The following is a 25845-nucleotide window of genomic DNA, read 5'->3' as shown; positions in this document are numbered from 1 at the left end:
TGCTTTTTCAAACACCGCCTTAATCAACTATTAAAAAAAACTAACTATTAACCATCAATCAATTCAGATTGATTTCTAAAAACTAACTCATTATCAAAAGCATCTAATAAAATAATGCTGTCTGTTGTTATTTTTCCTGCTAAAATTTCTTTAGAAAGTTGATTTAAAACTTCTTTCTGAATTACTCTTTTTACAGGTCTTGCGCCAAACTCTGGCTGATATCCTTTTTTAGCTAAGTAAGAAATTGCTTCGTCTGTTGCATCAAAAGTGATGTTTTGCTCAGCAATCATTTTTTTAAGACTGTCTAATTGTATTTTTACAATATTATTTATATGCTCTTCCGTTAGAGGCGTAAACATAATAATATCATCAATTCTATTTAAAAACTCTGGTCTTACAGTTTGTTTTAGTAATCCTAAAACTTCTGTTTTTGCTGTTTCCATTGTTGTATAAATATCACCTTTAAAATTGTCAAACTTCTCTTGAATTATATGGCTTCCCATATTAGAAGTCATAATAATTATGGTGTTCTTAAAATCGGCAATTCTACCTTTATTATCGGTTAATCTTCCTTCATCTAATACTTGTAATAAAATATTAAAAGTATCTGGATGCGCTTTTTCAATTTCGTCTAAAAGTACTACAGAATAAGGCTTTCTACGAACAGCTTCCGTTAATTGACCACCTTCATCATAACCAACATAACCTGGAGGCGCACCAATTAATCTACTCACAGAATGGCGTTCTTGATATTCACTCATATCTATTCTTGTAAGCGCATTTTCATCATCAAAAAGATATTCCGCCAATGCTTTTGCAAGTTCCGTTTTACCAACACCTGTTGTTCCTAAAAATAAGAAACTACCAATTGGTTTATTAGGATTTTGTAATCCGGAACGAGAACGGCGAACAGCATCAGAAACGGCTTCAATAGCTTCTTCTTGGCCAACAACACGTTTGTGTAATTGATCTTCTAGTTTTAAAAGTTTCTCTCGATCAGATTGTAACATTTTTGTAACTGGAATTCCAGTCCATTTTGCTACAACTTCAGCAATATCATCATAAGTTACTTCTTCTTTAATTAAAGTATTTTCACTTTCACCAACTAATTCTTGTTGCTTTTCTAACTCGCTTTGCGCTTCTTTTATTTTACCATAACGTAGTTCTGCAACTTTACCATAATCTCCATTTCTTTCTGCTTTATCAGCTTCAATTTTAAAGTTTTCTATATCAGTTTTTAAATTCTGAATAGCATCAACCACATTCTTTTCAGATTGCCATTTGGCATTAATCTCGTTGCGTTCTTCTTTTAAATTAGCTAAATCTGCATGCAGAGATTTTAATTTGGTTTCATCTTTTTCTCGTTTAATGGCTTCAATTTCAATCTCTAACTGCATTATTTTTCTATCCAAAACATCTAAAGTTTCTGGTTTAGAATTTATTTCCATTCGTAATTTAGAAGCCGCCTCATCCATTAAATCAATAGCTTTATCGGGTAAAAATCGATTGGTAATATAGCGTTGAGACAATTCTACAGCACCAATAATTGCTTCATCTTTTATACGAACCTTGTGGTGCGTTTCATATTTGTCTTTAATTCCACGTAAAATTGAAATTGCACTTTCTGTATCTGGTTCATCTACCATAACTTTCTGAAAACGACGTTCTAATGCTTTGTCTTTTTCAAAATACTTTTGATATTCATCTAAAGTTGTTGCACCAATTGCTCTTAATTCTCCACGAGCCAAAGCAGGTTTTAAAATATTTGCAGCATCCATTGCGCCTTGTCCGCCACCTGCGCCAACAAGTGTGTGGATTTCATCAATAAATAAAACAATATCGCCTTCAGAAGTAGTTACTTCTTTAATTACGGCTTTTAATCGCTCTTCAAATTCACCTTTAAATTTTGCACCTGCAATTAATGCGCCCATATCTAAAGAAAAAATAAGTTTGTCTTTTAGATTTTCTGGAACATCTCCATCTACAATTCTGTGTGCTAAACCTTCTGCAATAGCCGTTTTACCAGTTCCTGGTTCTCCAACCAAAATTGGATTGTTTTTTGTTCTTCTTGATAAAATTTGAAGTAATCTACGGATTTCTTCATCTCTACCAATTACAGGATCTAACTTACCGTCTTGCGCTAGTTTATTAAGGTTTTTAGCAAATTTATTTAAAGAGTTATACGTTTCTTCTGCACTTTGAGAAGTAACACGTTCACCTTTTCTAATTTCTGAAATTGCCGTATTTATATCTTTTTCTGTTGCTCCTTGGTCTTTTAAAACTTGTGATATTTTACTTTTAGATTTAAAAATAGCTAAGATTAAATGTTCTACTGAAACATATTCATCGTTCATTTTTTTAGCAATAATAGATGCTTCTGTTAACGTTTTATTCGCTTCTCTAGATAGCATTAATTCTGCGCCAGAAACTTTTGGTAAACTTTCTAATTGTTTGTCTAAAATTTGCTGAACAACATCAATATTAATATTCAATTTCTTTAAAATGAATGGTAATATGTTTTCATCAACAGAAAATATAGCTTTAAAAATATGCTCATTTTCTATTTGATTATGACCAAAACTTTGCGCTATTTGTTGCGCTTGTTGTATGGTTTCTTGAGATTTTATTGTATAATTGTTAAAGTTCATATTTGTTGTGTTTTAACTTTTTCTATCAACAGAAAAGCAAAAGTAATACCAATAAAAAACGAACTCAATTTACAGTCATTTTGTCTGTTTAAGCCTTGTTTTTGCTGACTTTTTGTCTTTTTTGAAAGATTTTATCTGCAGTAACGACAGAGAATAAAATTATACTATGGGAATATTGAATAACATTTTTGGAAATAGAGGAGAAGCACAACAAGAAAAGGCTTCAAATATTAATTGGATTCCGCTTACCAATCTAGATCAGTTAGAAAAAATTAAAGAGGAGTCTAAAACAGAACCAATCTTAATCTTTAAACATTCTACACGATGTGGAATTAGTAGAATGGTTATTAAACAGTTCGAGAAAATGTTTGATGAAGATTTAAAGAATTTAAAGGTTTATTATTTAGATTTATTAAATTATAGAACAATTTCAGATGAAGTTGGTTATCAGTTTCAAGTTATGCATCAATCTCCACAATTATTGGTTGTAAAAGAGGCAGTTGCAGTTGCACATGCATCTCATTATGATATTACCCAAATAGATCTCACCAAATTTTAACGATTAATCTATAGATATTACCTATAATTAGTTGTATTTTTGTTGCTCAATTTTTTACATTTGGCTACAGAAAACACTACAATTCTTACGGAAGAAAAACAACTTTACGGATATCAGCAAGAAGCTTTAGATAAAATTTTTAAGGCATTTGAAAAAGCTCCAGAAGATTATCATTTGTTATATCAATTACCAACAGGTGGTGGTAAAACGGTAATTTTTTCAGAAATTGTTCGTCAATACATAAAAACTTATAAAAAGAAAGTTCTTGTATTAACGCATAGAATTGAACTTTCTAAGCAAACATCTAAAATGCTTGATGAGTTTAAGGTTGAAAATAAAATTATAAATAGTACCGCTAAGTTAGACGACCAACACAAATATAACTGTTTTGTGGCAATGGTTGAAACACTTAAAAATAGGTTAAACGACAATAAAGTAGATATTTCAGATATTGGTTTAGTTATTGTTGATGAGGCGCACTATAATTCATTTACTAAAATATTTAAGTTTTTTGATAAATCATTTATTCTTGGAGTAACGGCAACACCGTTAAGTTCTAATAATAAATTACCAATGCATGAAAACTATAAAGAGTTAATTGTTGGTGAAACTATTGAAAACTTAATAGAAAACGAATATTTAGCACAAGCAAACGTATATTCTTATAATGTTGGTTTAACTTCTTTAGAAGTTGGTGCAAATGGAGATTATACTGTTAAATCTTCAGAAGATTTATATACAAATTCCGACATGATTTCTAAGCTAATTACAGCTTATGAAGAAAGAGCAAAAGGACAAAAAACACTAATTTTTAATAATGGTATAAACACTTCTATAGAAGTATTCCATGCATTTAAAAAAGCGGGTTATCCTATTGCACACTTAGACAATACAAACTCTAGAAAGGAAAGAGATTTTATATTAAAATGGTTTAAAAAAACACCAAATGCAATTCTTACCTCTGTAAGTATTTTAACCACTGGTTTTGATGAGCCAACAATTGGTGCTATTATTTTAAACCGAGCAACAAAATCTTTAACTTTATACTACCAAATGATTGGTCGTGGTTCAAGAATCTTAAAAAACAAACCAACCTTTAACGTAATAGATTTAGGAAATAATTTTTATCGTTTTGGAGCTTGGGGAGCAGATTTAGATTGGCAACGTATGTTTAAGAATCCAGATTTTTACATGGATGCTTTACTTTCTGATGAAGAAATTGAACGTACTTTTAGTTATGAATTGCCAGCTGCAGTTAAAGCTGAGTTTGCCAAAAGTGAAGATATTTCATTTGACATGAAAGCAACTTATATAGATACTATTAGAGCAGGAGAAAGCTCTAAAAGAGTACTAGAAAAATCTATTGCACATCATACAAAAATGTGTGTGGAGAATAGTGAAGACATGTTTGATGCTTTAATTTTAGCAAAATTATTAGGAGGAGATATTGATGATAGAATTCATAAGTATTCTAAATGTATTTCTAAAAGTACGCACAACTTTTTAACGTGGTTAAGAGATGATTATCGTAAAAAGTTAAACTCTAATATTAGAACAAACTTTGACGAAGTGTATGAAGAAATTCATGGATTTCCGCCACCAGAAGAGTAATAATATTAATCACAAAAAAAATCCGTTTCAATTTTAAAACGGATTTTTTAGTTATTAAAATAACGTTCTTAAAACCACTTTTTATATTTAAAATAACTTACCATAGTAATTATAATTACAAGCATAGATCCTAACATTACAAAGTAAGAATTTTTGTATTTTAACTCAGGAATATAATCAAAGTTAGTACCGTAAATACCAGCAACAAAAGTAATTGGGATAAAAATTACAGAAAACATTGTTAAGACTTTCATTATATCATTTAAACGATTATTTACGTTTGTAGAGTAAACGGTTAATTGCTCGCTCAACATACTTTTATAGTTTTCTAAATTTTCATGAGCTCTATGAATCAATTCATTTAAATCATTAAAAAAAGGCTGTTCTTTCTTTGTTATTAAATCGGTTTTAAAGGATTTAAAATTACTAATTGCTTCTTTAGCAGGTCTAATTGTTTTTCTAAAATAGTTAAGTTCTATTTTTGTAGCGTTAATTTCCTCTAATGTATCTTTACTTGGTTGTAATAAAATTTTGTCTTCTAATTCTTCTACTCTTAAGCCAAAAATTTCCATTAAAAAGTTGTAATTTTCTACTATTGTATCTAATAAACAGTACTTTAAATAAGTAGTGTTATGTGTTCTAACACGTCCTTTACTTGTTCTTAAACGTTCTCTTATTGGTTCAAAAATATCGCCTTGCTTTTCTTGAAAAGTTAATAATATGTTTTTAGCTAAATACATAGAAACTTGTTCTGCTTCTAATTCTTTTTTCTGCGGATTTAAAAACATCATTTTAATAATAGTGAAAATATAATTTTCTTCAATATCTACTTTGGCTCTAGAACCTGTGTGTACAATACTTTCTGTTACTATTGGGTGCATATTAAATAATAAACCTACTTCTTTAATAATTGCAACATTATGTAAACCATCAATATTTATCCAAATATTGGTGTATTTTTCTCTGTAACTTGTAATTTCATTTAAGTTATCTAATTCAATTTCAACAAAGTTTGTGGCGTCAAAACCAATTAATCGGATTCTAATACTTTCCTCTTTTTGTTTCCCTATAAATACAGGTTTACCAGGAATTTCGCCTTTTTTTATCTTTTGATTTATTATAAATCGTGTCATTCTTATCTAAATTTTTCTTTTTAAGAAATTTCTGGTAAAATTAATAAAGGAATTTTACTGTGAAAAGCAGCTTTTTTAACTACGTTTTCCTCTAAAAACTGATTAAAGAACGTGTACTTGTGGTTTATTAACACTAGCAATTGGCTCTTTGTTATTTCTATATGTTTTTCTATAGTGTTGGTTTCAGATGCTGCCCACTCTAATTTTTTATATTCAACATTTAAGTTACTTAAAATTACTTTTAAATTTTCTTTATTTGTTTGTTGTTTGGTTGATAAAAATGATTCTTCAGCAAGGTTTACAACTTCTAATTTACATTTTTTAAAGGTTGTTAACCAATTTAAATATCCTAATTCTTTTGTATTAAAAGCTCTTTTGTAATTTGTTGAAAATACAATTTGATTAAAATTTAAGAACTTATAATCTGTTGGTACAACTAAAACTGGGCAAAGGTTATTTGCGTTAATAATTTTCATAGTATTTGTCCCAATAAATGTTTCAGCCAAACTTTTGGTTCCTTTTGTTCCAGTTACAACAAGATCTATATTTTTTTCTTGGATTGTATTAACAACAGCTTTTGTTAAAGTGTTAGATTTAACAACATATTCATAACTAAAATTGTTTTTCTCTTTCTGTAAAACGTCTACTAAATACTTAAGTTCATCCTCTATTTCGTTATCAATTTCATTAAAATAAATATCATTTTTTTCGTCACTCATCATTTCTGAAGGATTACTAATATATACATCTAACAAAAAAATGTTTACCTCCAAACCATCAAACATTTTCTTTGTATAATTTAAGGCATTTATAGCTGTATTAGAAAAATCATAAGGAATTAAAATATTTTTCATGATAATTAAAATTTAGTATTGTTTACCAAATATAATTTTTTATTCTGATAAATTATTTAGAAAACCATAAGTATATTTGTATTAAAATTTAAAAGAAATGAATAATCGTTTTTTTGTGTTGAGTGTTTACAATCCGTTTTTTCAATTTATAATTTTAATAGTTGTATTATTTTTTTTAATTGAAATTACTAAGAAACTAACAAAATCTTATGTTATTAGAAATGCTATAGAACCGCATAGAAGGTTATTAATTTTAAAGTTTAGTTATTTTATTTACTACACGCTAACTTTATTTATTGCGTTAATAATTTTTGGGATTAATTTTAAAGAAGTTATTGTCTTTGCCTCGTCTATTTTAGCTGTTTTAGGAGTTGGTTTTTTTGCACAATGGTCTATTTTATCAAATATTACAGCTGGTGTTTTGCTGTTTTTTTATCATCCGATGAGAATAGGGAACACCATTAAAATTTTAGATAAAGATTACGATTTTACAGGAGAAATAAAGAATATTACCAGCTTTTATGTAGTATTACATATACCTGAAGGCAATAGAGAAATAACAATTCCTAATACAATAATCTTATATAAAAGTATTGAATTATTAAAAGACGAAAAAAAATAACAAAATATTTTTTGTTTTAAAAAAAAGATTACATTTGCTTCACTTATTTAAGTAAAATGTTTAGTTTTTCTTATTTCGGAAATAACATTCAATCGGAGAATGATTGTTATATAGCATTTTGGAAATGCAACGAAAAAATTAAGGTATCTCCACTTACTTTTCTTCAAGAACTGCAACTTTTCTCAAAGCTGCATGTAGTTTACTTGCAAATATTACAGTGATAACAACCTTTTTATAGGGTTATAATTTCTATTCTAAAACTTTTAATTGTTTTAGTCTGGACAGGTTTATCATACAATTAATTTAAAAATACAAGTGAATACAAAATACATCGATTTAATTGAGCAAACGTTCGATTTTCCTCAGGAAGAATTCAAAACAGAAAACAATAAATTATTCTGGCACGGAATTAATTTAATGGAATTAACAGCAAAATATGGAGCTCCGTTAAAGTTTACCTACTTGCCAAAAATATCTGAAAACATCAATAAAGCTAAAGGATGGTTTCAAGAAAGTATAGAAAAACACAATTATAAAGGGAAATACTTTTATAGCTATTGTACAAAAAGCTCTCATTTTAAACACATTTTAAATGAAGCTTTAAAAAATGATATTCATATAGAAACATCATCTGCTTTTGATATAGATATTGTAAACAATTTAAAAAAAGACGGTAAAATAAAAGACAATACGTTTGTTATTTGCAACGGATTTAAACGCGATCAATACATTAAAAATATTGGAAGTTTAATTAATTCTGGTCATAAAAATGTAATTCCGATTATCGATAATTATGAAGAGATTAATTTATTATTAGATGAAACAGATAAAAAACTAAATGTTGGTATTAGAATAGCTTCTGAAGAAGAACCAAAGTTTGAGTTTTATACATCTCGTTTAGGAATTGGTTACAAAAACATTGTGTCTTTTTATGAAAGAGAAATAGCAACTAATAAGCAAGTTGATTTAAAAATGTTACATTTTTTCATCAATACTGGTATAAAAGACAATGCGTATTATTGGAACGAATTAATGAAATGTTTAAACGTTTACATTAACCTTAAAAAAGTATGTCCAACGTTAGATTCTTTAAATATTGGTGGCGGATTTCCTATAAAAAACTCTTTAGCTTTTGATTATGATTACGCGTATATGATAGATGAAATTATCAATCAAATACAACAAGCATGTGATGAAGCAGGAGTAGATGTTCCACATATTTTTACAGAGTTTGGAAGCTTTACGGTTGGAGAATCTGGTGCCGCTATTTATGAAATTTTGTATCAAAAGAAACAAAATGACAGAGAACGTTGGAACATGATAAACTCTTCATTTATAACAACTTTACCAGATGCTTGGGCAATTAATAAACGTTTTATTATGTTGCCAATAAACAAATGGAACAGACAATATGAACGTGTTTTATTAGGTGGTTTAACCTGTGATAGTGATGATTATTATAATTCTGAACAACACATAAACGGAATCTATTTACCAGTTTATGAGAAAGATAATCCGCTGTTTATTGGTTTTTTTAACACTGGTGCTTATCAGGAATCTATTGGAGGTTTTGGTGGATTACAACACTGTTTAATTCCGCATCCAAAACATTTAATTATAGACAGAGATGAAGATGGGAATTTAGTTACCAAGATTTTTAAAGAACAACAAAAAAGTAGCGAATTACTATCTATTTTAGGATACGGAGAAGTAACAGAAAGTAAAACTGAGTCAGAAAATTTAATAAAACAAGAAGTTATTTAAGCTTCAAAAAATATAAAATGAATACAAATAAAACATATGCAGGAATTTCAGAAGAATTTGGAAACCTGTCAACATCTAAAATAGTAATAATTCCTGTTCCTTATGATGGAACAAGTACTTGGCAAAAAGGAGCAGATAAAGGGCCAAAAGCTTTTTTAGAAGCATCAGAAAACATGGAGTTGTATGATATTGAAACAGATTCTGAAGTGTACAAAGAAGGTGTTTATTTAGCAGATGCAATTACAGAAAATTCATCGCCAGAAGCAATGGTAGAAGAAGTGCACCAGGTTACAAAAAAGTACATTAACAAAAATAAATTTGTTACTGCTTTTGGTGGAGAACATTCAGTTTCAATAGGAACAATTAGAGCTTTTAACGAGTGTTTTAATAACCTAACCGTATTGCATATTGATGCACATGCAGATTTAAGAAAAGAATACGAAGGCTCTAAATGTAACCACGCTTGTGCTGTTTATGAAGCAAACCAGAACACAAATTTAGTGCAAGTTGGTATTAGAAGTATGGATATTTCTGAAAAAAGAGAAATGAATCTAGATAAAGTTTTCTTTGCACATGATATGGCTGTTAATGAAGATTGGATGGAAGATGTAATAGATCAACTTACTGAAAACGTTTTTATTACGTTTGATTTAGATGCGTTAGATCCTTCAATTATGCCTTCTACAGGAACTCCAGAACCTGGCGGATTATTTTATTATGAAACGTTAGAATTTTTAAAGCAAGTTTTTGAGCAAAAAAACGTAGTTGGTTTTGATATGGTAGAATTATGCCCTAATGAAAATGAAAAATCATCAGATTTTTTAGCAGCAAAATTATTCTATAAAATGTTAAGCTATAAATTTTCTTCTGATGAAGATGCTTATGACACAGATGAAGAGAATACTATTTCTGTTAATAAATTACCGAAGTTTAAAGATAATGATGACGATTATTAGTCTTCTATAATGATACAAAACATAGAAAATATAGAGCTGAAATATTTAACTCTTAAAGATTATCAAGAGTTAAAATCAGCAATGATTCAGGCATATTCAAGCATGCCTGAATCTTATTGGAAAGAAAATCAGATTAAAGCATTAATCGAAAAATTTCCTGAAGGACAAGTAGTTATAAAGATAAACGGTGAGTTAGCTGGTTGCGCACTTGCTATTAAATTAGATTATGACAGTTTTGATGATCAACATACGTATGAAGACATAACAGGTAATTATACATTTGATACACACGATGAAGAAGGTGATGTTTTATACGGAATTGATGTTTTCATTAAAAAAGAATTTAGAGGTTTACGTTTAGGTAGAAGATTGTATGATTATAGAAAAGAGCTTGCAGAAAAACTGAATTTAAGAGGAATTGCCTTTGGAGGAAGAATACCTAATTACCATAAATATGCAGCTACTTTATCACCTAAAGAGTACATAGCTAAAGTAAAACGTAAAGAAATTCATGATCCAGTTTTAAACTTTCAAATTTCGAATGATTTTCATCCTTCAAAAATTTTAAAAGGATATTTAGAAGGTGATAAGAATTCTGGAGAGTTTGCGGTTTTATTAGAATGGGATAACATTTATTACGAGAAAAAGTCTAAAAAAGCAGCTACAAAGAAAAAAGTAGTGCGTTTAGGATTAATTCAATGGCAAATGCGTTTGTATAAAGATTTAGAAGAATTAATGCAACAAGCAGAATACTTTGTGGATGCAGTTGCTGCTTATAGATCAGATTTTGCTTTATTTCCAGAGTTTTTTAATGCACCATTAATGGCTGATAATAATCATTTGCCAGAATCGGAAGCAATTAGAGAGTTAGCTAAATACACGCCTGTAATTGTTCAGAAATTTTCTGAATTGGCTATTACTTATAATATCAATATTATAACTGGTAGTATGCCAGAAATGAGAGATAGTTTGTTATACAATGTAGGTTATATCTGTAAAAGAGATGGTTCTACAGAACGTTATGAAAAATTACATGTTACGCCAGACGAAGCAAAAGTTTGGGGAATGCAAGGCGGTAATGAGATAAAAACTTTTGATACAGATTGCGGAAAAATAGGTGTGTTAATTTGTTATGATTCTGAGTTCCCAGAACTAAGTAGAATTTTAGCAGAAGAAGGAATGGATATTCTATTTGTTCCGTTTTTAACAGATACTCAAAACGGATATTCGCGAGTAAGACATTGCGCACAAGCAAGAGCTATAGAAAACGAATGTTATGTTGCCATTGCTGGTAGTGTTGGTAATTTACCGAAAGTAAATAATATGGATATTCAGTATGCGCAATCTATGGTATTTACACCTTGCGATTTTTCGTTTCCTGCAAACGGAATAAAAGCAGAAGCAACCACAAATACAGAAATGATTTTAATTGCTGATGTAGATTTAGACTTGTTAAAAGACCTAAATCAATTTGGTAGTGTACGTAATTTAAAAGATAGAAGAACAGATATATTCGAGGTTAAAAAACTTCAAAAATAACAATATTTAAAAATGAAAAAACCAATTACAAATTTTATAGAAAAATACTTTTTACACTTTAACGCAGCTGCTTTAGTAGATGCAGCTAAAGGGTATGAAGCACAATTAAACAAAGGGTCTAAAATGTTAGTTTCTTTAGCAGGAGCAATGAGTACTGCAGAGTTAGGGAAGATTTTTGCAGAAATGATTCGACAAGATAAAGTGCAAATTATTTCTTGCACAGGAGCAAACTTAGAAGAAGATATTATGAATTTAGTAGCGCATTCTCACTACAAACGTGTGCCAAATTACAGAGATTTAACGCCACAAGATGAGTGGGATTTATTAGAAAAAGGTTTAAACCGAGTTACAGATACATGTATTCCAGAAGAAGAAGCTTTTAGAAGAATTCAAGAACATATTGTAAAAATATGGAAAGATGCTGAAGCAAAAGGAGAACGTTATTTACCACATGAATACATGTATAAATTATTGTTGTCTGGTGTTTTAGAACAATATTATGAGATTGATATAAAAGATTCTTGGATGTACGCTGCTGCAGAAAAAAACTTACCAATTATTTGTCCTGGTTGGGAAGATTCTACATTGGGTAATATTTTTGCATCGTATGTGTTAAAAGGCGAATTAAAAGCAAGCACTGTAAAGTCTGGAATTGAATACATGACTTTCCTTGCAGATTGGTACACAGCTAATTCTGAAAACGGAATTGGATTTTTCCAAATAGGTGGAGGAATTGCTGGAGATTTCCCGATTTGTGTAGTGCCAATGTTATACCAAGATATGGAAAAACCAGAAACACCATTTTGGAGTTATTTTTGTCAGATTTCAGATTCTACTACAAGTTATGGTTCATATTCTGGCGCAGTTCCAAATGAGAAAATTACTTGGGGTAAATTAGATATTGATACACCTAAATTTATTATAGAAAGTGATGCAACCATTGTAGCGCCATTAATCTTTGCTTATTTATTAGAAATGTAATTATAATTGTCATTCTGAAATGAGTTTTTTTTAACGATTGAGGAATCTAAAAAACAACAAAATAAAAGTATTAAAAAATGAATAGAGTAATCGTAGAATACGCAAAATTAACAAAAGACATATTAGATATGTTAATAGATAAATATCCTGATGGTTATGATTATAGTGATGTTATTTCCTTTAAAAATGCAAAAGGAGAAACTGTAAAAGCAGTAGAAGTAAAAACTGAAGACACACATTATTTAGTCAAAATAAGTGATCGTTTAGAAAATGCAATGGAAGAATATGCAGAAGATGAAGAGTTTTTTGATGATAATGATGATTTTGATGTAAATGATTTAGAAGATTAATTAAATAACAAAAAAATCCGTTTCAATTTTGAAACGGATTTTTATTTAATTGATAGAGAATTAGTTTATAATTTAGCAGGTAAAATCTTACCAGTACATTCACCAAATCCTATTCTTACATCATCATTTTGAGAATAACCGCGCATAATTACAGTGTCATTATCATTAATAAATTTACGTTCAGAACCGTCTTTTAATTTAATAGGATTTTGTCCTCGCCAAGTTAATTCTAACATAGAACCAAAGCTATCTTTTGTTGGTCCAGAAATTGTTCCAGAACCCATCATATCTCCAGCTTCAACCGGACAACCATTTACAGTATGGTGCGCTAATTGTTGCGCCATTGTCCAATACATATATTTAAAGTTTGAATTACAAACAACCGTTTCTTCTTTGTTTTCTGGTTGAATAGCCATTTGCAAGTTAATATCATAACTATTTTTACCATCTTGTTTTAAATATGGTAAAGGTTCATGAACTTGTTTAGGATTTTCAGTTCTAAATGGCTCTAAAGCATCTAAAGTAACAATCCAAGGAGAAATAGTAGAAGCAAAGTTTTTTCCTAAAAATGGGCCTAAAGGAACATATTCCCAAGCTTGAATATCACGAGCAGACCAATCATTAAATAAGACCAATCCAAAAATGTGTTCTTCAGTTTCTTCAATAGGAATTCTATCTCCTAAATCATTTGCATCTGTAGTAATAAATGCCATTTCTAATTCGAAATCTAATAATTTTGTTGGACCAAAGTTTGGTGTTTTTTCACCTTCGCTAGGTCTTTGTTGTCCAACTGGACGACGAATCGGTGTTCCCGAAGGAATGATAGAAGAACTTCTTCCATGATAACCAATTGGTATGTGTAACCAGTTTGGTAATAATGCATTTTCTGGATCTCTAAATAAAGAACCAACATTAGTTGCGTGTTCTTTACTTGCATAAAAATCTGTATAATCTCCAACAGAAACTGGTAAAAGCATTTCTACTTCATCCATTCTAAAGATAATTTTATCTTTATGTTCTGCGTTATCACGTAGTTTTCCATTAACAACATCAAAAACTTCAGCAATTCTATTACGAACTAAACGCCATGTTTTACGACCGTCTGCAATAAAATCATTTAAAGTATCTTGTAAAAACATATCATCCGTAAGTGGAATTCCTTCAAAATATCCTAATTGATGAAAAGCACCTAAGTCGATTGCAAAGTCTCCAATTCTTGTTCCAATAGTAATTATATCATCTCTTGTTAAAAAAACTCCGAAAGGAATATTCTGAATTGGGAAGTCAGAATTATCCTCAACTTTTAACCAAGATTTCCTATTCGTATTGTTTGCTGTTATAACCATTGTGTTGTAATTTATTTTTTATCAAACCTACATAATTTTTTCTCATTTTAAAATAAAAAAACAATGAAAAATACATTTTTAACAGTACTTTATTTTGAAAAGCGTAATTATAATAAGTATTTATAAAATATTGCTAAAAGTTGTTTTATTCGAAATTGATTTTAACTATTTTTGAAACTTATATAAATTAAACAACAATGCAACAAGATCACTTAATTTTTGATTTAATTCAAGAGGAAAAAGAACGCCAACTTAATGGTTTAGAATTAATAGCTTCAGAAAATTTTGTAAGCGAACAAGTTATGCAAGCGCAAGGCTCTGTTTTAACGAATAAATATGCTGAAGGATATCCTGGAAAAAGATATTATGGAGGTTGTGAAGTAGTAGATGTTGTAGAGCAGATTGCTATTGATAGAGCTAAAGAATTATTTGGAGCTGAATATGTAAATGTACAACCTCACTCTGGTTCTCAGGCAAATACAGCTGTTTTTGCTGCGTGTTTAAAACCTGGAGACACAATCTTAGGTTTCGATTTATCGCATGGAGGACATTTAACACACGGATCTCCAGTTAACTTTTCTGGTAAATTATACAACCCTGTTTTTTATGGAGTTGATAAAGAAACTGGAAGAATAGATTATAATCATATAGCTGAACAAGCTAAAGAACACAAGCCAAAATTAATTATTGCGGGTGCTTCTGCATATTCTCGTGATATGGATTTTGAAAAATTTAGAGAAATTGCAGACAGTGTAGGTGCAATTTTAATGGCAGATATTTCGCATCCAGCTGGTTTAATTGCTAAAGGAATTTTATCAGATCCATTACCACATTGTCATATTGTTACAACTACAACTCATAAAACATTACGTGGACCACGTGGTGGAATGATTATGATTGGTAAAGATTTCGAAAATCCGTTTGGATTAAAATTGAAATCAGGAAAATTAAAGAAAATGTCTACGTTAATTAACTCGGCAGTTTTTCCTGGAAATCAAGGAGGACCATTAGAACACGTTATTGCTGCAAAAGCAATTGCTTTTGGTGAAGCTTTAACGGATGAGTTTTTAGAATACCAATTACAAGTTAAAGAAAATGCTGCTGCAATGGCAAAAGCATTTGTTGCAAAAGGATACGATATTATTTCTGGAGGAACAGACAATCACTGTATGTTAATTGATTTACGTAATAAAAGTCTAACAGGTAAAGATGCTGAAAATGCTCTTGTAAAAGCAGATATTACGGTAAACAAAAACATGGTTCCTTTTGATACTGAAAGTCCATTTGTAACTTCAGGAATTAGAGTTGGAACTGCTGCAGTAACAACACGTGGTTTAAAAGAAACAGATATGGAAACTGTAGTTTCTTTAATTGATGAAGCATTAATGAATGCTACAGATGAAGAAAAACTGAAACAAGTAGGAGAGAAGGTACATGAATTAATGCACCAAAGAAGATTATTTATAATGTAAAAAAGTTTTTTACAGAATAAAAAAAGCGACCAATTTGGTCGCTTTTTTTAATCATCATCATTTGCTCTTGCAATAATATTTTCTGGTAGTGCTTTTTTAGCTTTTGCACCCATTTTCTTTAGTTTTTCTACACTGGTAATTAAGTTTCCTTTACCTTCAAAAAGTTTATTCATTGCAGAATTATAATCTGTTTTAGAAGCATCTATCTTTTTACCAACACCAATTAAATCTTTTAGTAAACCATCAAATTTATCATACAAAGCACCAGCTTGTCTTGATATTTCAATTGCGTTACGTTGTTGCTTTTCGTTATTCCACATCGTATCAATAGTACGTAAAGTAGCCAATAAAGTTGTTGGAGTAACAATTACAATGTTTTTCTCAAAAGCTTTGTTGTACAATGTGTTATCTGTATTTAACGCAACTGCAAAAGCAGGTTCAATTGGTACAAAAAGAAGTACAAAATCTGGCGATTCTATTTTATAAATATCTTCGTATTTCTTTTCTGATAATTGATCTACGTGACGTTTTAAAGAATTAACATGCTCTTTTAAAAACTGTTCTCTTTGCTCTTCTTCGCCATTTACATATTGTTCATATGCAGTTAAAGAAACTTTAGAATCGACTACCATTTTTTTGTTGTCTGGTAAATGAATTACAACATCTGGTAATACTCTTTTTCCTTCGTCATTTGTAAACGATTGTTGTACAAAATACTCTCTATCTTTTTCTAATCCAGATTTTTCTAAAACACGTTCTAAAACTAATTCGCCCCAATTTCCTTGGGTTTTACTATCTCCTTTTAAGGCTTTTGTTAAGTTGATAGCTTCTTTACTCATTTGTGTGTTCAGCTCTTTTAAACCTATTATTTGTTGACGTAAAGCTGCATGATAATCAATACTTTCTTTGTGAGTTTTGTCTACTTTATCTTCAAATCCTTTAATTTTTTCTTGTAACGGACTTAATATATTTTTGATATTTTCTTTATTCTGCTCTGTAAATTTATTCGATTTTTCGTCTAAAATCTTATTCGCTAAGTTTTCAAATTCTTTGGTAAATTTTTCTTGTAGCTTTTCAACTTCGTCTTTGTTTTCAGTAAGTTTTAATTGTAGATTATTTAAATCTGCATCTTGGCGCGTATTAACTTTTATCAAGTCTTCTTTCTGAAATTGAATGTTTTTCACTTCACTTTTCAGCTCTTCAATAGTCTTTTCTGCGTTTTTCTGCGTTTCTATTAACATAGAGTTACGTTCTGCTAAACCTGCTTTCTCTTGTTCAAATTTTAGTTTTGAAAAGTATTTGCCTGAAAGTAATCCTATTACAACTCCAACTATAGCAATTATTAAGTAAATTATAAATTCGTTCATTAAGTAAAAATTAAGGCTTAAATTTATCACTTTAAAATCAATTAATGGTACAAGCTATTTCAAAATTTATTTATACTAAAATTCTAGGTTGGAAATTGAACGGCGATTTTCCGAAGGAATTAAAAAAATATATAATTATTGGAGCTCCACACACAAGTTGGAAAGACTTCCACATTGCTTTATTGGCAAGAAATTCTTGGGGAACACAAATTAATTTTATTGGTAAAAAATCGATCTTTAAATGGCCTTGGGGATTTTTTGTAAGAGCTTTTGGTGGTTCTCCTGTAGACAGAACTAAAAGTACTAATTTAGTTGATGCAATTGTACAGTTATTCGATTCTAAAGAGGAATTTAGATTGGCATTATCTCCTGAAGGTACTCGTAAATATGTTGAAAAATGGAAAACTGGTTTTTATTATATTGCAAAAGGTGCCAACATACCAATTGTTATGTTTGCGTTTGATTTTGGTAAAAAAGAAATAAAATTATCGGAACCATTTTATCCTACAGATAATATTGAAAATGATTTTAAAGTTTTTCTAGACTATTATAAAGAAATAGTAGGAGCCAAGCCAGAATTGTTTAATAACAAGCGTATTTTATAACTTTTAGTTTCCTTTAATTCGTTGCCATAATTCTGATAGTAACTTTTTTCCGTCTCTTTTTTGTTTCGGTTCTTCTGTAAAAGTTGGATTTCCGTTTGCATCAACATCAATTTTATATTTGAAAACAAAATTTTGAGCATTTGGTTGCATGCTTAATGTTCCGAAACGTAAATCGTTAAAATAGAGTGTGTTGTTTTCTTTATTAATGGTAAACCAACCTTTAGAAATTGCCATCATTCGTTTTGTTTTTGGGTGCTTTGCCAATTCTCCTAATAAATGATGATTCTTTGTGTATTCAGAAAACTGAATTGGTTTGCTATCAAAAAATGAAGAATGACCAATTAAATAAGCATTTTCCGTTTCTACATTTGCGCTCCATAAAATAGTGTTTAAAGGCGTTGGTTTTGTCTTTAAACTTTTATAAGTTATTTGTTGATTTGCTAATTCCTTTTTGAATGTTTGATAAGAAATCATTTTTAAAATAAGCGTTAACACTAAGTAAGAACTACTAACTATTAATCCTAAATTATTGTAAAAACGTCTTTTTTTAGCTTGCTTTTTCTGTCGCATTGCTAAAATTAAAAAGATCAAAAACGGAACCGTATATAACGGATCAATAACAAAAACATTTTTAAAGGCGAGTCTAATATCAAGTGGCCAAAAAAGTTGTGTTCCCCAAGTTGTTTGTGCATCTAAAATAGGATGTGTAACAAACGCTAAGAAAAATAATAGCGTCCAGTTTTTGAAGTTTTTATAGCGCTCGTATTTACAAACTATAAAGGCAAATAGTGGAGCAAATAATACAGAAAATAAGATGGAATGTGTAAAACCTCGGTGGATTTCTAAAGCAGAAACTGTATCTGTTAAATAAGAAGAGAAAATATCAAAATCTGGAATTGTACCAGCAATAGCGCCATATAACATTGCTTTGTTGCCAATTTTTCTTCCTAAAACAGCTTCTCCAACTGCAGCTCCTAAAACTATTTGAGTTAATGAATCCAATGAGTGCTAAATTTATATTTCAATCATAAAAAAACAGATTACATAAATATATATAATCTGTTTTTAATTATCTTATATACTATTTTATCCTTTGTAAAAAGGCAACTTTACTATTGTTGCAGGAATTGCTTTTTTACGAACCTGAATATGTATTTGTGTTCCAGATTTAGAGAATATTCTTGGTACATAACCCATTCCAATTCCTTTTTGTAAACAAGGACTCATAGTACCAGAAGTTACATTTCCAATTACTTTTCCGTTTCCATCAACAATATCGTAACCTTGTCTTGGAATTCCGCGTTCGTCTAATTCAAAAGCAACTAAACGTCTTTCTGGTTTGTGTTCTTTTTCTTTGGCTAAAGCTTCAGCATTTACAAAGTCTTTAGAGAATTTTGTAATCCAACTTAAACCTGCTTCAATTGGCGATGTTGTATCGTCAATATCATTTCCGTATAAACAGTAACCCATTTCTAAACGCAATGTATCACGCGCTGCTAAACCAATTGGTTTAATTCCGAAATCTGCTCCAGCTTCAAAAACTTTCTTCCAAATATCTGCAACAACATCATTATTACAGTAAATTTCGAATCCTCCGGAACCTGTATAACCTGTTGCCGAAACTATAATTCCGTCGTAACCCGCAAAATCAGTAATTTTAAAAGTGTAAAAACCAATTGCAGATAAATCTTCCGAAGTTAAACTCTGCATTGCTTCTACAGCTTTTGGGCCTTGAATAGCTAATAAAGAATAGTTTTCTGAAAGATCTCTAATGTTAGCGTCAAATTCTTCGTTGTATTTAGAAATCCAGTTCCAATCTTTTTCAATATTAGAAGCATTTACTACTAATAAATACGTTTCTTCTTTTAAACGGTAGCAAATTAAATCATCTACAATTCCATTATCTTCATTAGGAAAACAGCTGTATTGCGCAGATCCAATTTCTAATTTAGAAGCATCGTTAGAAGTTACTTTTTGGATTAATGCCAACGCATTTTCTCCTTCAACCAAAAATTCTCCCATATGACTTACGTCAAAAACACCAACAGATTCTCTTACTGTTAAATGTTCTGCAGTAACACCTTCGTACTGAACTGGCATGTTAAAACCTGCAAAAGGAACCATTTTTGCACCTAAACTTTCATGTATTTTTGATAATGCTGTATCTTTCATTGTTTGTTGTATTCTAAATTTAATGGCTAAATTATTGAAAAAAATGTAATTTTCAATAGCTTTTTAGCGATGTTTTTACATTGATATACCATAAAAATGTCATTCCGTAAGAAGCATTAAACTCGCAAATCTTTTGTTAATTATTTTTAATCGAATTTTAAAAGAGTTACTTTTGAATGCCTAACAATTAATTTATAAACTATGAAACTGTATAACTACTTAATAATCTTAGCATTACTTTTTGCTTCGGAAGTTTTTTCGCAAACACCAACCGATTTTTTATCAGCAGAATTTCACAAAGAAAGAAGAGCAACTTTACGTGCTAAAATGCCAGCAAATTCAGTGGCTGTTGTATTTGCAAATCCAATTAGAAATAGAGCTAACGATGTAGATTATGTGTTTCATCAAGATCCAAACTTCTATTATTTAACAGGTTATCGTGAGCCAAATGCGGTTTTGGTTATCTATTCAGACAAGCAAACAGATGCAAGCGGAAACACATTTAACGAGGTTTTATACGTTCAAAAGAAAGATAAAGTTAGAGAACAATGGGACGGAAAACGTTTAGGTGTAGAAGGAGCAAAGACCGAATTAGGTTTTGCAGTTGCTAAAAACGGAGAAGAGTTTGCTAAAGACAACATCAATTTTAAGAATTTTACCAAGGTTTTTGCTGAAAAATTTAAAGACGATTATAGAAACTCTAGCAGAAATAATGCAGAAGTATATGATTTGGTAAACGGATTTAAAAATCAATCTGGTTATGGAGATATTAAGGAAACGGATCCAAATGTTGCCTATGTTTATAATATGATTGCCAATGTTCCAGATCCAAAATTGGAGGAAGTTGCAAAAAGTATCTATAACAATTTCGAGAAGTATCCAGCCTTTAAAAACGACGAATTAATCAATAAATACGCAACAGCAACTAACAATGAATTGCGTAAAGAGTTAAAGCAAAAAATGATAATTGCTGCAGCTAAAAAGCCAGATACAAATATTGATACCAAGTTTTTATCGACTAAAATGGCTGAAATGCGCGAAATTAAATCAGAAGCAGAATTAAAATTATTAACCAAAGCAATCAGAATTTCTGCTGTTGGTCAAATAGAAATGATGAAAGCCATGAAACCGCACATGTCTGAAACTGAAATTCAAGGAATACACGAATTTGTGTACAAAAAATACGGCGCAGAATACGAAGGTTATCCGTCTATTGTTGGTGCAGGAAACAACGGTTGTATTTTACATTATATAGAAAACAACAGAACGCATGTAGATAACGATATGGTTTTAATGGATTTAGGCGCAGAATATAGAGGTTACACAGCAGATGTTACCAGAACAATTCCGGCAAACGGAAAATTCTCTCCAGAACAAAAAGCCATTTACAATATTGTTTTAGAAGCGCAAGACAAAGGAATAGCTGCAAGTACAGTTGGCGGACAGTTTTGGCAACCAGGAGAAGAAGCAAAAAAAGTAATTAATAAAGGTTTATTTGATCTTGGAATTATAAAATCTATTGATGAAAAGCACAACTATTTTCCACACGGAACATCGCATCATATTGGTTTAGATGTGCACGATCCAGGAACTTATGGAGCTTTTAAAGAAAATATGGTAATAACTGTAGAACCAGGTATTTATATTCCAGACGGAAGTAATTGCGATAAAAAATGGTGGGGAATTGCCGTTAGAATTGAAGACGATATTTTAATTACCAAAAACGGACCAAAAAACTTATCTGAAGAAGCACCAAGAACCGTAGAAGCTATCGAAAAAATGATGGCTAAAAAATCTGTCTTAGACGATTTTATTTTACCAAGTTTAGATTAAAATATGTATCTATTTCTGACACGGATTTCACTGATTTACATTAATTTTGTCATTTCCGAGAAATCGGGAATCCATAAGTAACTCTCTGTGGATTCCTGCCTACGCAGGAATGACAAAAAGACAATAAATATTCATATAATTTATGAGCCAAGAACAACCCAACAACCCATTACACGGAATAAAATTAGCCACTATTTTAGAACAACTATTTCTCGAATATGGTTGGGAAGAATTAGGCGATATCTTAAATATAAACGCCTTTAAAAACAACCCAACATATAAATCTAGTTTAAAGTTTTTAAGAAAAACACCTTGGGCAAGAGAAAAAGTAGAGAAACTGTATCTACAAACTATGATTGATTAAACTTTTTTTAGAAGCTATTTCCTGCTTTCCGCACTCGCTTTTTTTTATACTTCAAAAAGAGCTCAAACAAATGCTACAATCAGGGCTAAACTTGTTTGTTGGCTTTATTGAGGTTTGAAAAGATTTTTTTATTTTTCGCTAACGGTCTTGTGTAAGATTAGTTGCGTGTTCCAGCAACTAAGTAACTAAATAAACACAGGTAGGAAAGTCTGCAAGGACTTTCGTAAACTGGCTAAAACCAGCAATTAATTTTACACGGTGTTGTGGTTTGTATTTTATTTGTTCCAAATATTTTCCTTTTATAGTGTTTTTTATTCTTAAAATATTTTAAAAATATCATATAGATTTACTACTATTAAAACTAAGAATATTAATAAAATAATTTTTATAATTTTGTTTTCAATTCTATATTCATTCTTTTTTTCCATCTTTTAAAATTTTTTTAACTAAATCTGCAATAGGGAAAAAATCGACTTCAGAACTTTCTAAAGACTCCCAATAACTTATTAACATCAAATTATATTCACTTTTCTCAACACCATTTAAATATTGTGTAAATAAACATATTAATTCATTATTTACTTTATTTTCTAAAATTGCTTCATTCATTGAAGAGCATATTAAATCAATAAACTCTGAATTAACTGGTTTTTTTAGTAAATGTTTATTTTTATTAAAATATAAAATAAATTCTTTTACTCTATTAGGATCTGTATTTTCAATTCCTCCCCAATCTTGGTTTTTTCTTAAAAATAGTTCTGTATTTACTTCTCTTGATGTTTTCATAAAATTTTATGGTATATAAATTCCTAAAGTATTTAAAGAAGACAAACTTGAATTAACAGGATATGCTGTATATACACCAGAGCCACTAGGAACTAATCTGATGTGCGTTGGTGTAAAAATAGCACCATCTCCTTTACGAAATACCCTACCAATATTTTGTAAACTTGAAGGAATAGGAATATCTCTTGCTCCATTGCTTAATTGACTTAAATGTCTTGCAATAAAACTTTCTGCAGCAGCATCATCTAACCATTGTCCAATAGCTTTATTTCCATTAATAGCTCTCATTTTACAAAACTCAGTTAAATGACTCCCATGTACTTTATAGGTATGCCCAATTCTTTTTCCAACCATAGCTCCTCTAAGTGTGTAAATTCTGTTTTTTAGAGACTTTAAAAGATTACTTAGCGCAACTGCGGTAACTCTGTTTCCTCCACTTGCCAATAAATATGCTCCACCACCTCTGCTTGGAGAAATTAAAGCAACTACATCAAAAGCAGAAACAGCTACGTCAATAATCAATCCTTTTAAAGTATTATCTTGGTATTCGACAACTAAGTTTCTATTTCTTTTCCTTAAACTAAATAACTCTCCTAAAGTTTCATCAGGAATATCGTCTGAAATTTCTAATCCCATTTTAGGCATTAAAAGTCTTAATATTTTACCTTCGTTGGCAGGATGAGATCTATACTCTAAGTATATTAATATTAAGTTTCCGAAACCATCAATAGCATTATTCGCAATATCTAATAATATTTGATTTCCTAAGATTGGGTCATTAGGATCATAATCTTGGTAAGAAACACCAGAAGAAGTCGAAGTTATATTACTTAAATATGGTGTTATATCTAAATCGGTATTATTTTCTAATGATTTAATAATTTGTTTTGCAAAGTTTTTAGCTTGATAAGAGTAATTATTAGTAAATAAAAAATCTTTAATATCGTCGTAAACAACATTATTAAATAAGCAAAAGTTTTGTTGATCAGAAGTTAACGAGTTCCAAAAATTAGTTTCTAAAAGTAGTATATCATCAACAGTTGTAGGATTTGTGGGAATTCCTCCATTTCCAACTGTACTACCACCACTGTTTGAATTATCATTATTACAAAAAGTATATTCCATTCCAATTTGTGGACTTCCTTCACAACACCAAGCACCAGAAGGTGGATGTCCGTTAGCATTACCACCGCAACCACATCTTGCATAAATTGCATCTATGGTAACACAACTTCTAGAATAAATATTATTAGAAGATTTTTGCTGTTGTTGATTGTTTATATTTTTAGTTGCAATTATTTCACCATCTTTGTTAAAGACTTCAATTTCACCAACAAATTTTTCAATATTATTATTGTAATTTATGGGTTTATATTTAATAACAAAAACAGTTGTTTGATTATTTACTTTTTTTATAACTAAATTAAAAAACTCAGTATCTTCTTTTGGCAGTGAAGTAATAATAGGAAGTGTATAGGTTTTAATTACGCTATCTTGAAAAACAACTACTTTAGAAGAATCAATTAGCCTGATAAAGTCAAAATATGTACTGTTTTCACCTCGTTGTTTTTTATATTGATTGAGTTCGTTTTTATTTAATAACCAATCTAAAGAATTGTTTTCGTTTTTAAGTTTGGTAAAAGAAATTGTTTGTTTTTCAAATTTAGGGTTTATACCAAAATGTTCATTATTTAAAGAGTCAGTTTCTTGGTTTTGACAATTAGTAAATAATAAAGAAAATCCAAAAAGGAATATTCCAAGTTTGATAAAGTTTATTTTTCTGTTTTTCATACACTGTAAATTTAAAAATTAATATTCATTTTTTGTTATTTAACAAGCTGTGATTTTCTAGATACTCAATTCCGTTTTTAGATTAGCGAAATATAAACCACAACGTTATAACGATTATGCAACGTTTTAATGTTTTATAATCGCAGTTAGCGAAGTTATATTTTTTACTTTAAAAAAGCAAGAGGGAAAAACTGGTTTTAATTCTCGTTATACCAAAACCAACTCCAACCATTCATAAGGGTTTTCTAACATTGGGAAGTGTCCAGTGTTTTCAAGTGGTAACAATTTGTTATTCGGTATTTCGGTAGCTAATAATTGAGCAATGGCAAAAACAGCCACAGGATCGTTTTTTGCCCAAACAATTTTAGTTGGTATTTGTGTTTCTTTTAAAGCACCAATCCATCTGTGCCAGAAAAAGTATCGTTCATTTATATAATTAGACAATAAGTGTATTACTTTTCGGCCGTTATTGTATTCTAACTGCAACCAAATTTCTTTTAATTCGGCTTCAGTAGCTTGGGTTTTATCAAAATATACGTTTCTTAAATTCTTTTTAAAAATGCTGTAGTTTGTCAATTTTGCAACCCATTTTCCAGTCAGTTTACTTTTTAATAATTTCTGTATGGTGCGTAATTGAGACAATTCAATATGCATAGAACCGTTACAGAGAATTAGGTTATCTATTTGTAAATCAATTTGTTTTCTGTTGTGTCTTGCTAAAATTTCTGTACAAACGCTTGTTCCGTAATCGTGCGCTAAGAGTGTAACTTTTGTTAAACCCAATTGTTTCCAAAGTTGTAGTGCAACATCGGCTTGTTCAATTAAAGAATACGAATATTCTTGCGGTTTATCAGAAAAACCAAAACCCAAATGATCGTGAATTATTACCCGATATTTTTTAGCCAAAGCTGGTAAAACCTTGTAATAATCGTAGGAAGAAGTTGGATAACCGTGGAGAATTACTAAGGTTTCTTCAGTATTTCCTTCATCAATAACAAAAACAGTATTACCAAAAACGTTGATAAATTTTCCTTTTTGTTTCCAATCTTCCGCAGTCATATTCTTTATAAATTTATGTTTACAATGTAGTGA

General features: G+C 29.9%; 22 protein-coding genes. 12 read left to right on the top strand and 10 right to left on the bottom strand.

Features of this window, described 5'->3' with window-relative positions:
- Window positions 1-47: 47 nt before the first annotated feature.
- Window positions 48-2648 carry an ATP-dependent chaperone ClpB gene (gene clpB / locus LPB136_RS04100; protein ID WP_072554920.1) on the bottom strand — a complete coding sequence of 867 codons (2601 nt, stop codon included), beginning with the start codon at window positions 2646-2648 and terminating at the stop codon, window positions 48-50.
- 166 nt (window positions 2649-2814) lie between these two features.
- Here clpB and ytxJ point away from each other — a divergent pair, with 166 nt between their 5' ends.
- Together ytxJ and LPB136_RS04090 are read left to right on the top strand one after the other, a co-directional pair.
- The gene (ytxJ, locus tag LPB136_RS04095; RefSeq protein WP_072554919.1) at window positions 2815-3207 is read left to right on the top strand and encodes a bacillithiol system redox-active protein YtxJ; all 393 of its coding nucleotides are present in this window, start codon (window positions 2815-2817) and stop codon (window positions 3205-3207) included.
- A 60-nt stretch (window positions 3208-3267) separates the two neighbouring features.
- Window positions 3268-4818: a DEAD/DEAH box helicase gene (locus tag LPB136_RS04090; protein ID WP_072554918.1), complete on the top strand. Its 1551-nt coding sequence runs from the start codon at window positions 3268-3270 to the stop codon at window positions 4816-4818.
- 68 nt (window positions 4819-4886) lie between these two features.
- Here LPB136_RS04090 and corA read toward each other — a convergent pair whose 3' ends face one another.
- Together corA and LPB136_RS04080 are read right to left on the bottom strand one after the other, a co-directional pair.
- Window positions 4887-5951, bottom strand: a complete 1065-nt coding sequence (corA, locus tag LPB136_RS04085) for a magnesium/cobalt transporter CorA (protein ID WP_072554917.1) — start codon at window positions 5949-5951, stop codon at window positions 4887-4889.
- A gap of 20 nt (window positions 5952-5971) precedes the next feature.
- The gene (locus LPB136_RS04080) at window positions 5972-6805 is read right to left on the bottom strand and encodes a universal stress protein (RefSeq protein ID WP_072554916.1); all 834 of its coding nucleotides are present in this window, start codon (window positions 6803-6805) and stop codon (window positions 5972-5974) included.
- A gap of 97 nt (window positions 6806-6902) precedes the next feature.
- Here LPB136_RS04080 and LPB136_RS04075 point away from each other — a divergent pair, with 97 nt between their 5' ends.
- The 6 genes from LPB136_RS04075 to LPB136_RS04050 all read left to right on the top strand — a co-directional run bounded on the left by LPB136_RS04075 (window position 6903) and on the right by LPB136_RS04050 (window position 13017).
- The gene (locus tag LPB136_RS04075) at window positions 6903-7427 is read left to right on the top strand and encodes a mechanosensitive ion channel domain-containing protein (RefSeq protein WP_072554915.1); all 525 of its coding nucleotides are present in this window, start codon (window positions 6903-6905) and stop codon (window positions 7425-7427) included.
- Between the two features lie 315 nt (window positions 7428-7742).
- Window positions 7743-9191 carry an arginine decarboxylase gene (locus tag LPB136_RS04070; RefSeq protein ID WP_072554914.1) on the top strand — a complete coding sequence of 483 codons (1449 nt, stop codon included), beginning with the start codon at window positions 7743-7745 and terminating at the stop codon, window positions 9189-9191.
- A gap of 17 nt (window positions 9192-9208) precedes the next feature.
- Entirely contained in the window at window positions 9209-10147 is a 939-nt protein-coding gene (gene speB, locus LPB136_RS04065; protein WP_072554913.1) for an agmatinase, read from the top strand.
- A gap of 9 nt (window positions 10148-10156) precedes the next feature.
- Window positions 10157-11686, top strand: a complete 1530-nt coding sequence (locus LPB136_RS04060) for a bifunctional GNAT family N-acetyltransferase/carbon-nitrogen hydrolase family protein (RefSeq protein ID WP_072554912.1) — start codon at window positions 10157-10159, stop codon at window positions 11684-11686.
- A gap of 12 nt (window positions 11687-11698) precedes the next feature.
- Window positions 11699-12667 carry a deoxyhypusine synthase family protein gene (locus tag LPB136_RS04055; protein WP_072554911.1) on the top strand — a complete coding sequence of 323 codons (969 nt, stop codon included), beginning with the start codon at window positions 11699-11701 and terminating at the stop codon, window positions 12665-12667.
- Between the two features lie 77 nt (window positions 12668-12744).
- Window positions 12745-13017, top strand: a complete 273-nt coding sequence (locus tag LPB136_RS04050; RefSeq protein ID WP_072554910.1) for a hypothetical protein — start codon at window positions 12745-12747, stop codon at window positions 13015-13017.
- A 65-nt stretch (window positions 13018-13082) separates the two neighbouring features.
- On the opposite strand, the gene fahA is transcribed toward LPB136_RS04050, so the two are convergent.
- Window positions 13083-14363 carry a fumarylacetoacetase gene (gene fahA / locus LPB136_RS04045; RefSeq protein ID WP_072554909.1) on the bottom strand — a complete coding sequence of 427 codons (1281 nt, stop codon included), beginning with the start codon at window positions 14361-14363 and terminating at the stop codon, window positions 13083-13085.
- A gap of 197 nt (window positions 14364-14560) precedes the next feature.
- Here fahA and glyA point away from each other — a divergent pair, with 197 nt between their 5' ends.
- Complete coding sequence (gene glyA / locus LPB136_RS04040; protein WP_072554908.1) at window positions 14561-15835, top strand: serine hydroxymethyltransferase; 1275 nt, start codon at window positions 14561-14563, stop codon at window positions 15833-15835.
- Window positions 15836-15882: 47 nt separating this feature from the next.
- Here glyA and LPB136_RS04035 read toward each other — a convergent pair whose 3' ends face one another.
- Window positions 15883-17202, bottom strand: a complete 1320-nt coding sequence (locus LPB136_RS04035; RefSeq protein ID WP_072554907.1) for a DNA recombination protein RmuC — start codon at window positions 17200-17202, stop codon at window positions 15883-15885.
- Between the two features lie 44 nt (window positions 17203-17246).
- On the opposite strand from LPB136_RS04035, the gene LPB136_RS04030 reads away from it, so the two are divergent.
- Window positions 17247-17807: a 1-acyl-sn-glycerol-3-phosphate acyltransferase gene (locus LPB136_RS04030; protein WP_072554906.1), complete on the top strand. Its 561-nt coding sequence runs from the start codon at window positions 17247-17249 to the stop codon at window positions 17805-17807.
- Between the two features lie 3 nt (window positions 17808-17810).
- On the opposite strand, the gene LPB136_RS04025 is transcribed toward LPB136_RS04030, so the two are convergent.
- Both LPB136_RS04025 and gcvT read right to left on the bottom strand, forming a co-directional pair.
- A complete protein-coding gene (locus tag LPB136_RS04025) occupies window positions 17811-18809 on the bottom strand; it encodes a metal-dependent hydrolase (RefSeq protein WP_072554905.1) in 999 nt (332 codons plus the stop codon).
- Between the two features lie 84 nt (window positions 18810-18893).
- Window positions 18894-19979 carry a glycine cleavage system aminomethyltransferase GcvT gene (gene gcvT, locus LPB136_RS04020; protein ID WP_072554904.1) on the bottom strand — a complete coding sequence of 362 codons (1086 nt, stop codon included), beginning with the start codon at window positions 19977-19979 and terminating at the stop codon, window positions 18894-18896.
- A 201-nt stretch (window positions 19980-20180) separates the two neighbouring features.
- Between gcvT and LPB136_RS04015 the strand changes: the two genes are divergently transcribed.
- Together LPB136_RS04015 and LPB136_RS04010 are read left to right on the top strand one after the other, a co-directional pair.
- Window positions 20181-21812 carry an aminopeptidase P N-terminal domain-containing protein gene (locus LPB136_RS04015; RefSeq protein ID WP_072554903.1) on the top strand — a complete coding sequence of 544 codons (1632 nt, stop codon included), beginning with the start codon at window positions 20181-20183 and terminating at the stop codon, window positions 21810-21812.
- A 142-nt stretch (window positions 21813-21954) separates the two neighbouring features.
- Complete coding sequence (locus LPB136_RS04010) at window positions 21955-22176, top strand: VF530 family protein (RefSeq protein ID WP_072554902.1); 222 nt, start codon at window positions 21955-21957, stop codon at window positions 22174-22176.
- A gap of 411 nt (window positions 22177-22587) precedes the next feature.
- On the opposite strand, the gene LPB136_RS04005 is transcribed toward LPB136_RS04010, so the two are convergent.
- From LPB136_RS04005 to LPB136_RS03995, 3 genes are all read right to left on the bottom strand, one after another.
- On the bottom strand, window positions 22588-22962 hold the full coding sequence (locus tag LPB136_RS04005) for a hypothetical protein (RefSeq protein ID WP_072554901.1): 375 nt from the start codon (window positions 22960-22962) through the stop codon (window positions 22588-22590).
- 6 nt (window positions 22963-22968) lie between these two features.
- On the bottom strand, window positions 22969-24753 hold the full coding sequence (locus tag LPB136_RS04000) for a hypothetical protein (protein WP_072554900.1): 1785 nt from the start codon (window positions 24751-24753) through the stop codon (window positions 22969-22971).
- Between the two features lie 207 nt (window positions 24754-24960).
- Window positions 24961-25812, bottom strand: a complete 852-nt coding sequence (locus LPB136_RS03995; protein WP_072554899.1) for an alpha/beta fold hydrolase — start codon at window positions 25810-25812, stop codon at window positions 24961-24963.
- Window positions 25813-25845 lie beyond the last annotated feature (33 nt).

The organism is Tenacibaculum todarodis, from assembly GCF_001889045.1.
Taxonomy (GTDB): domain Bacteria; phylum Bacteroidota; class Bacteroidia; order Flavobacteriales; family Flavobacteriaceae; genus Polaribacter; species Polaribacter todarodis.
The sequence above is the reverse complement of the archived record's forward strand: the minus strand, read 5'-3'. Positions and strand labels throughout refer to the sequence as shown.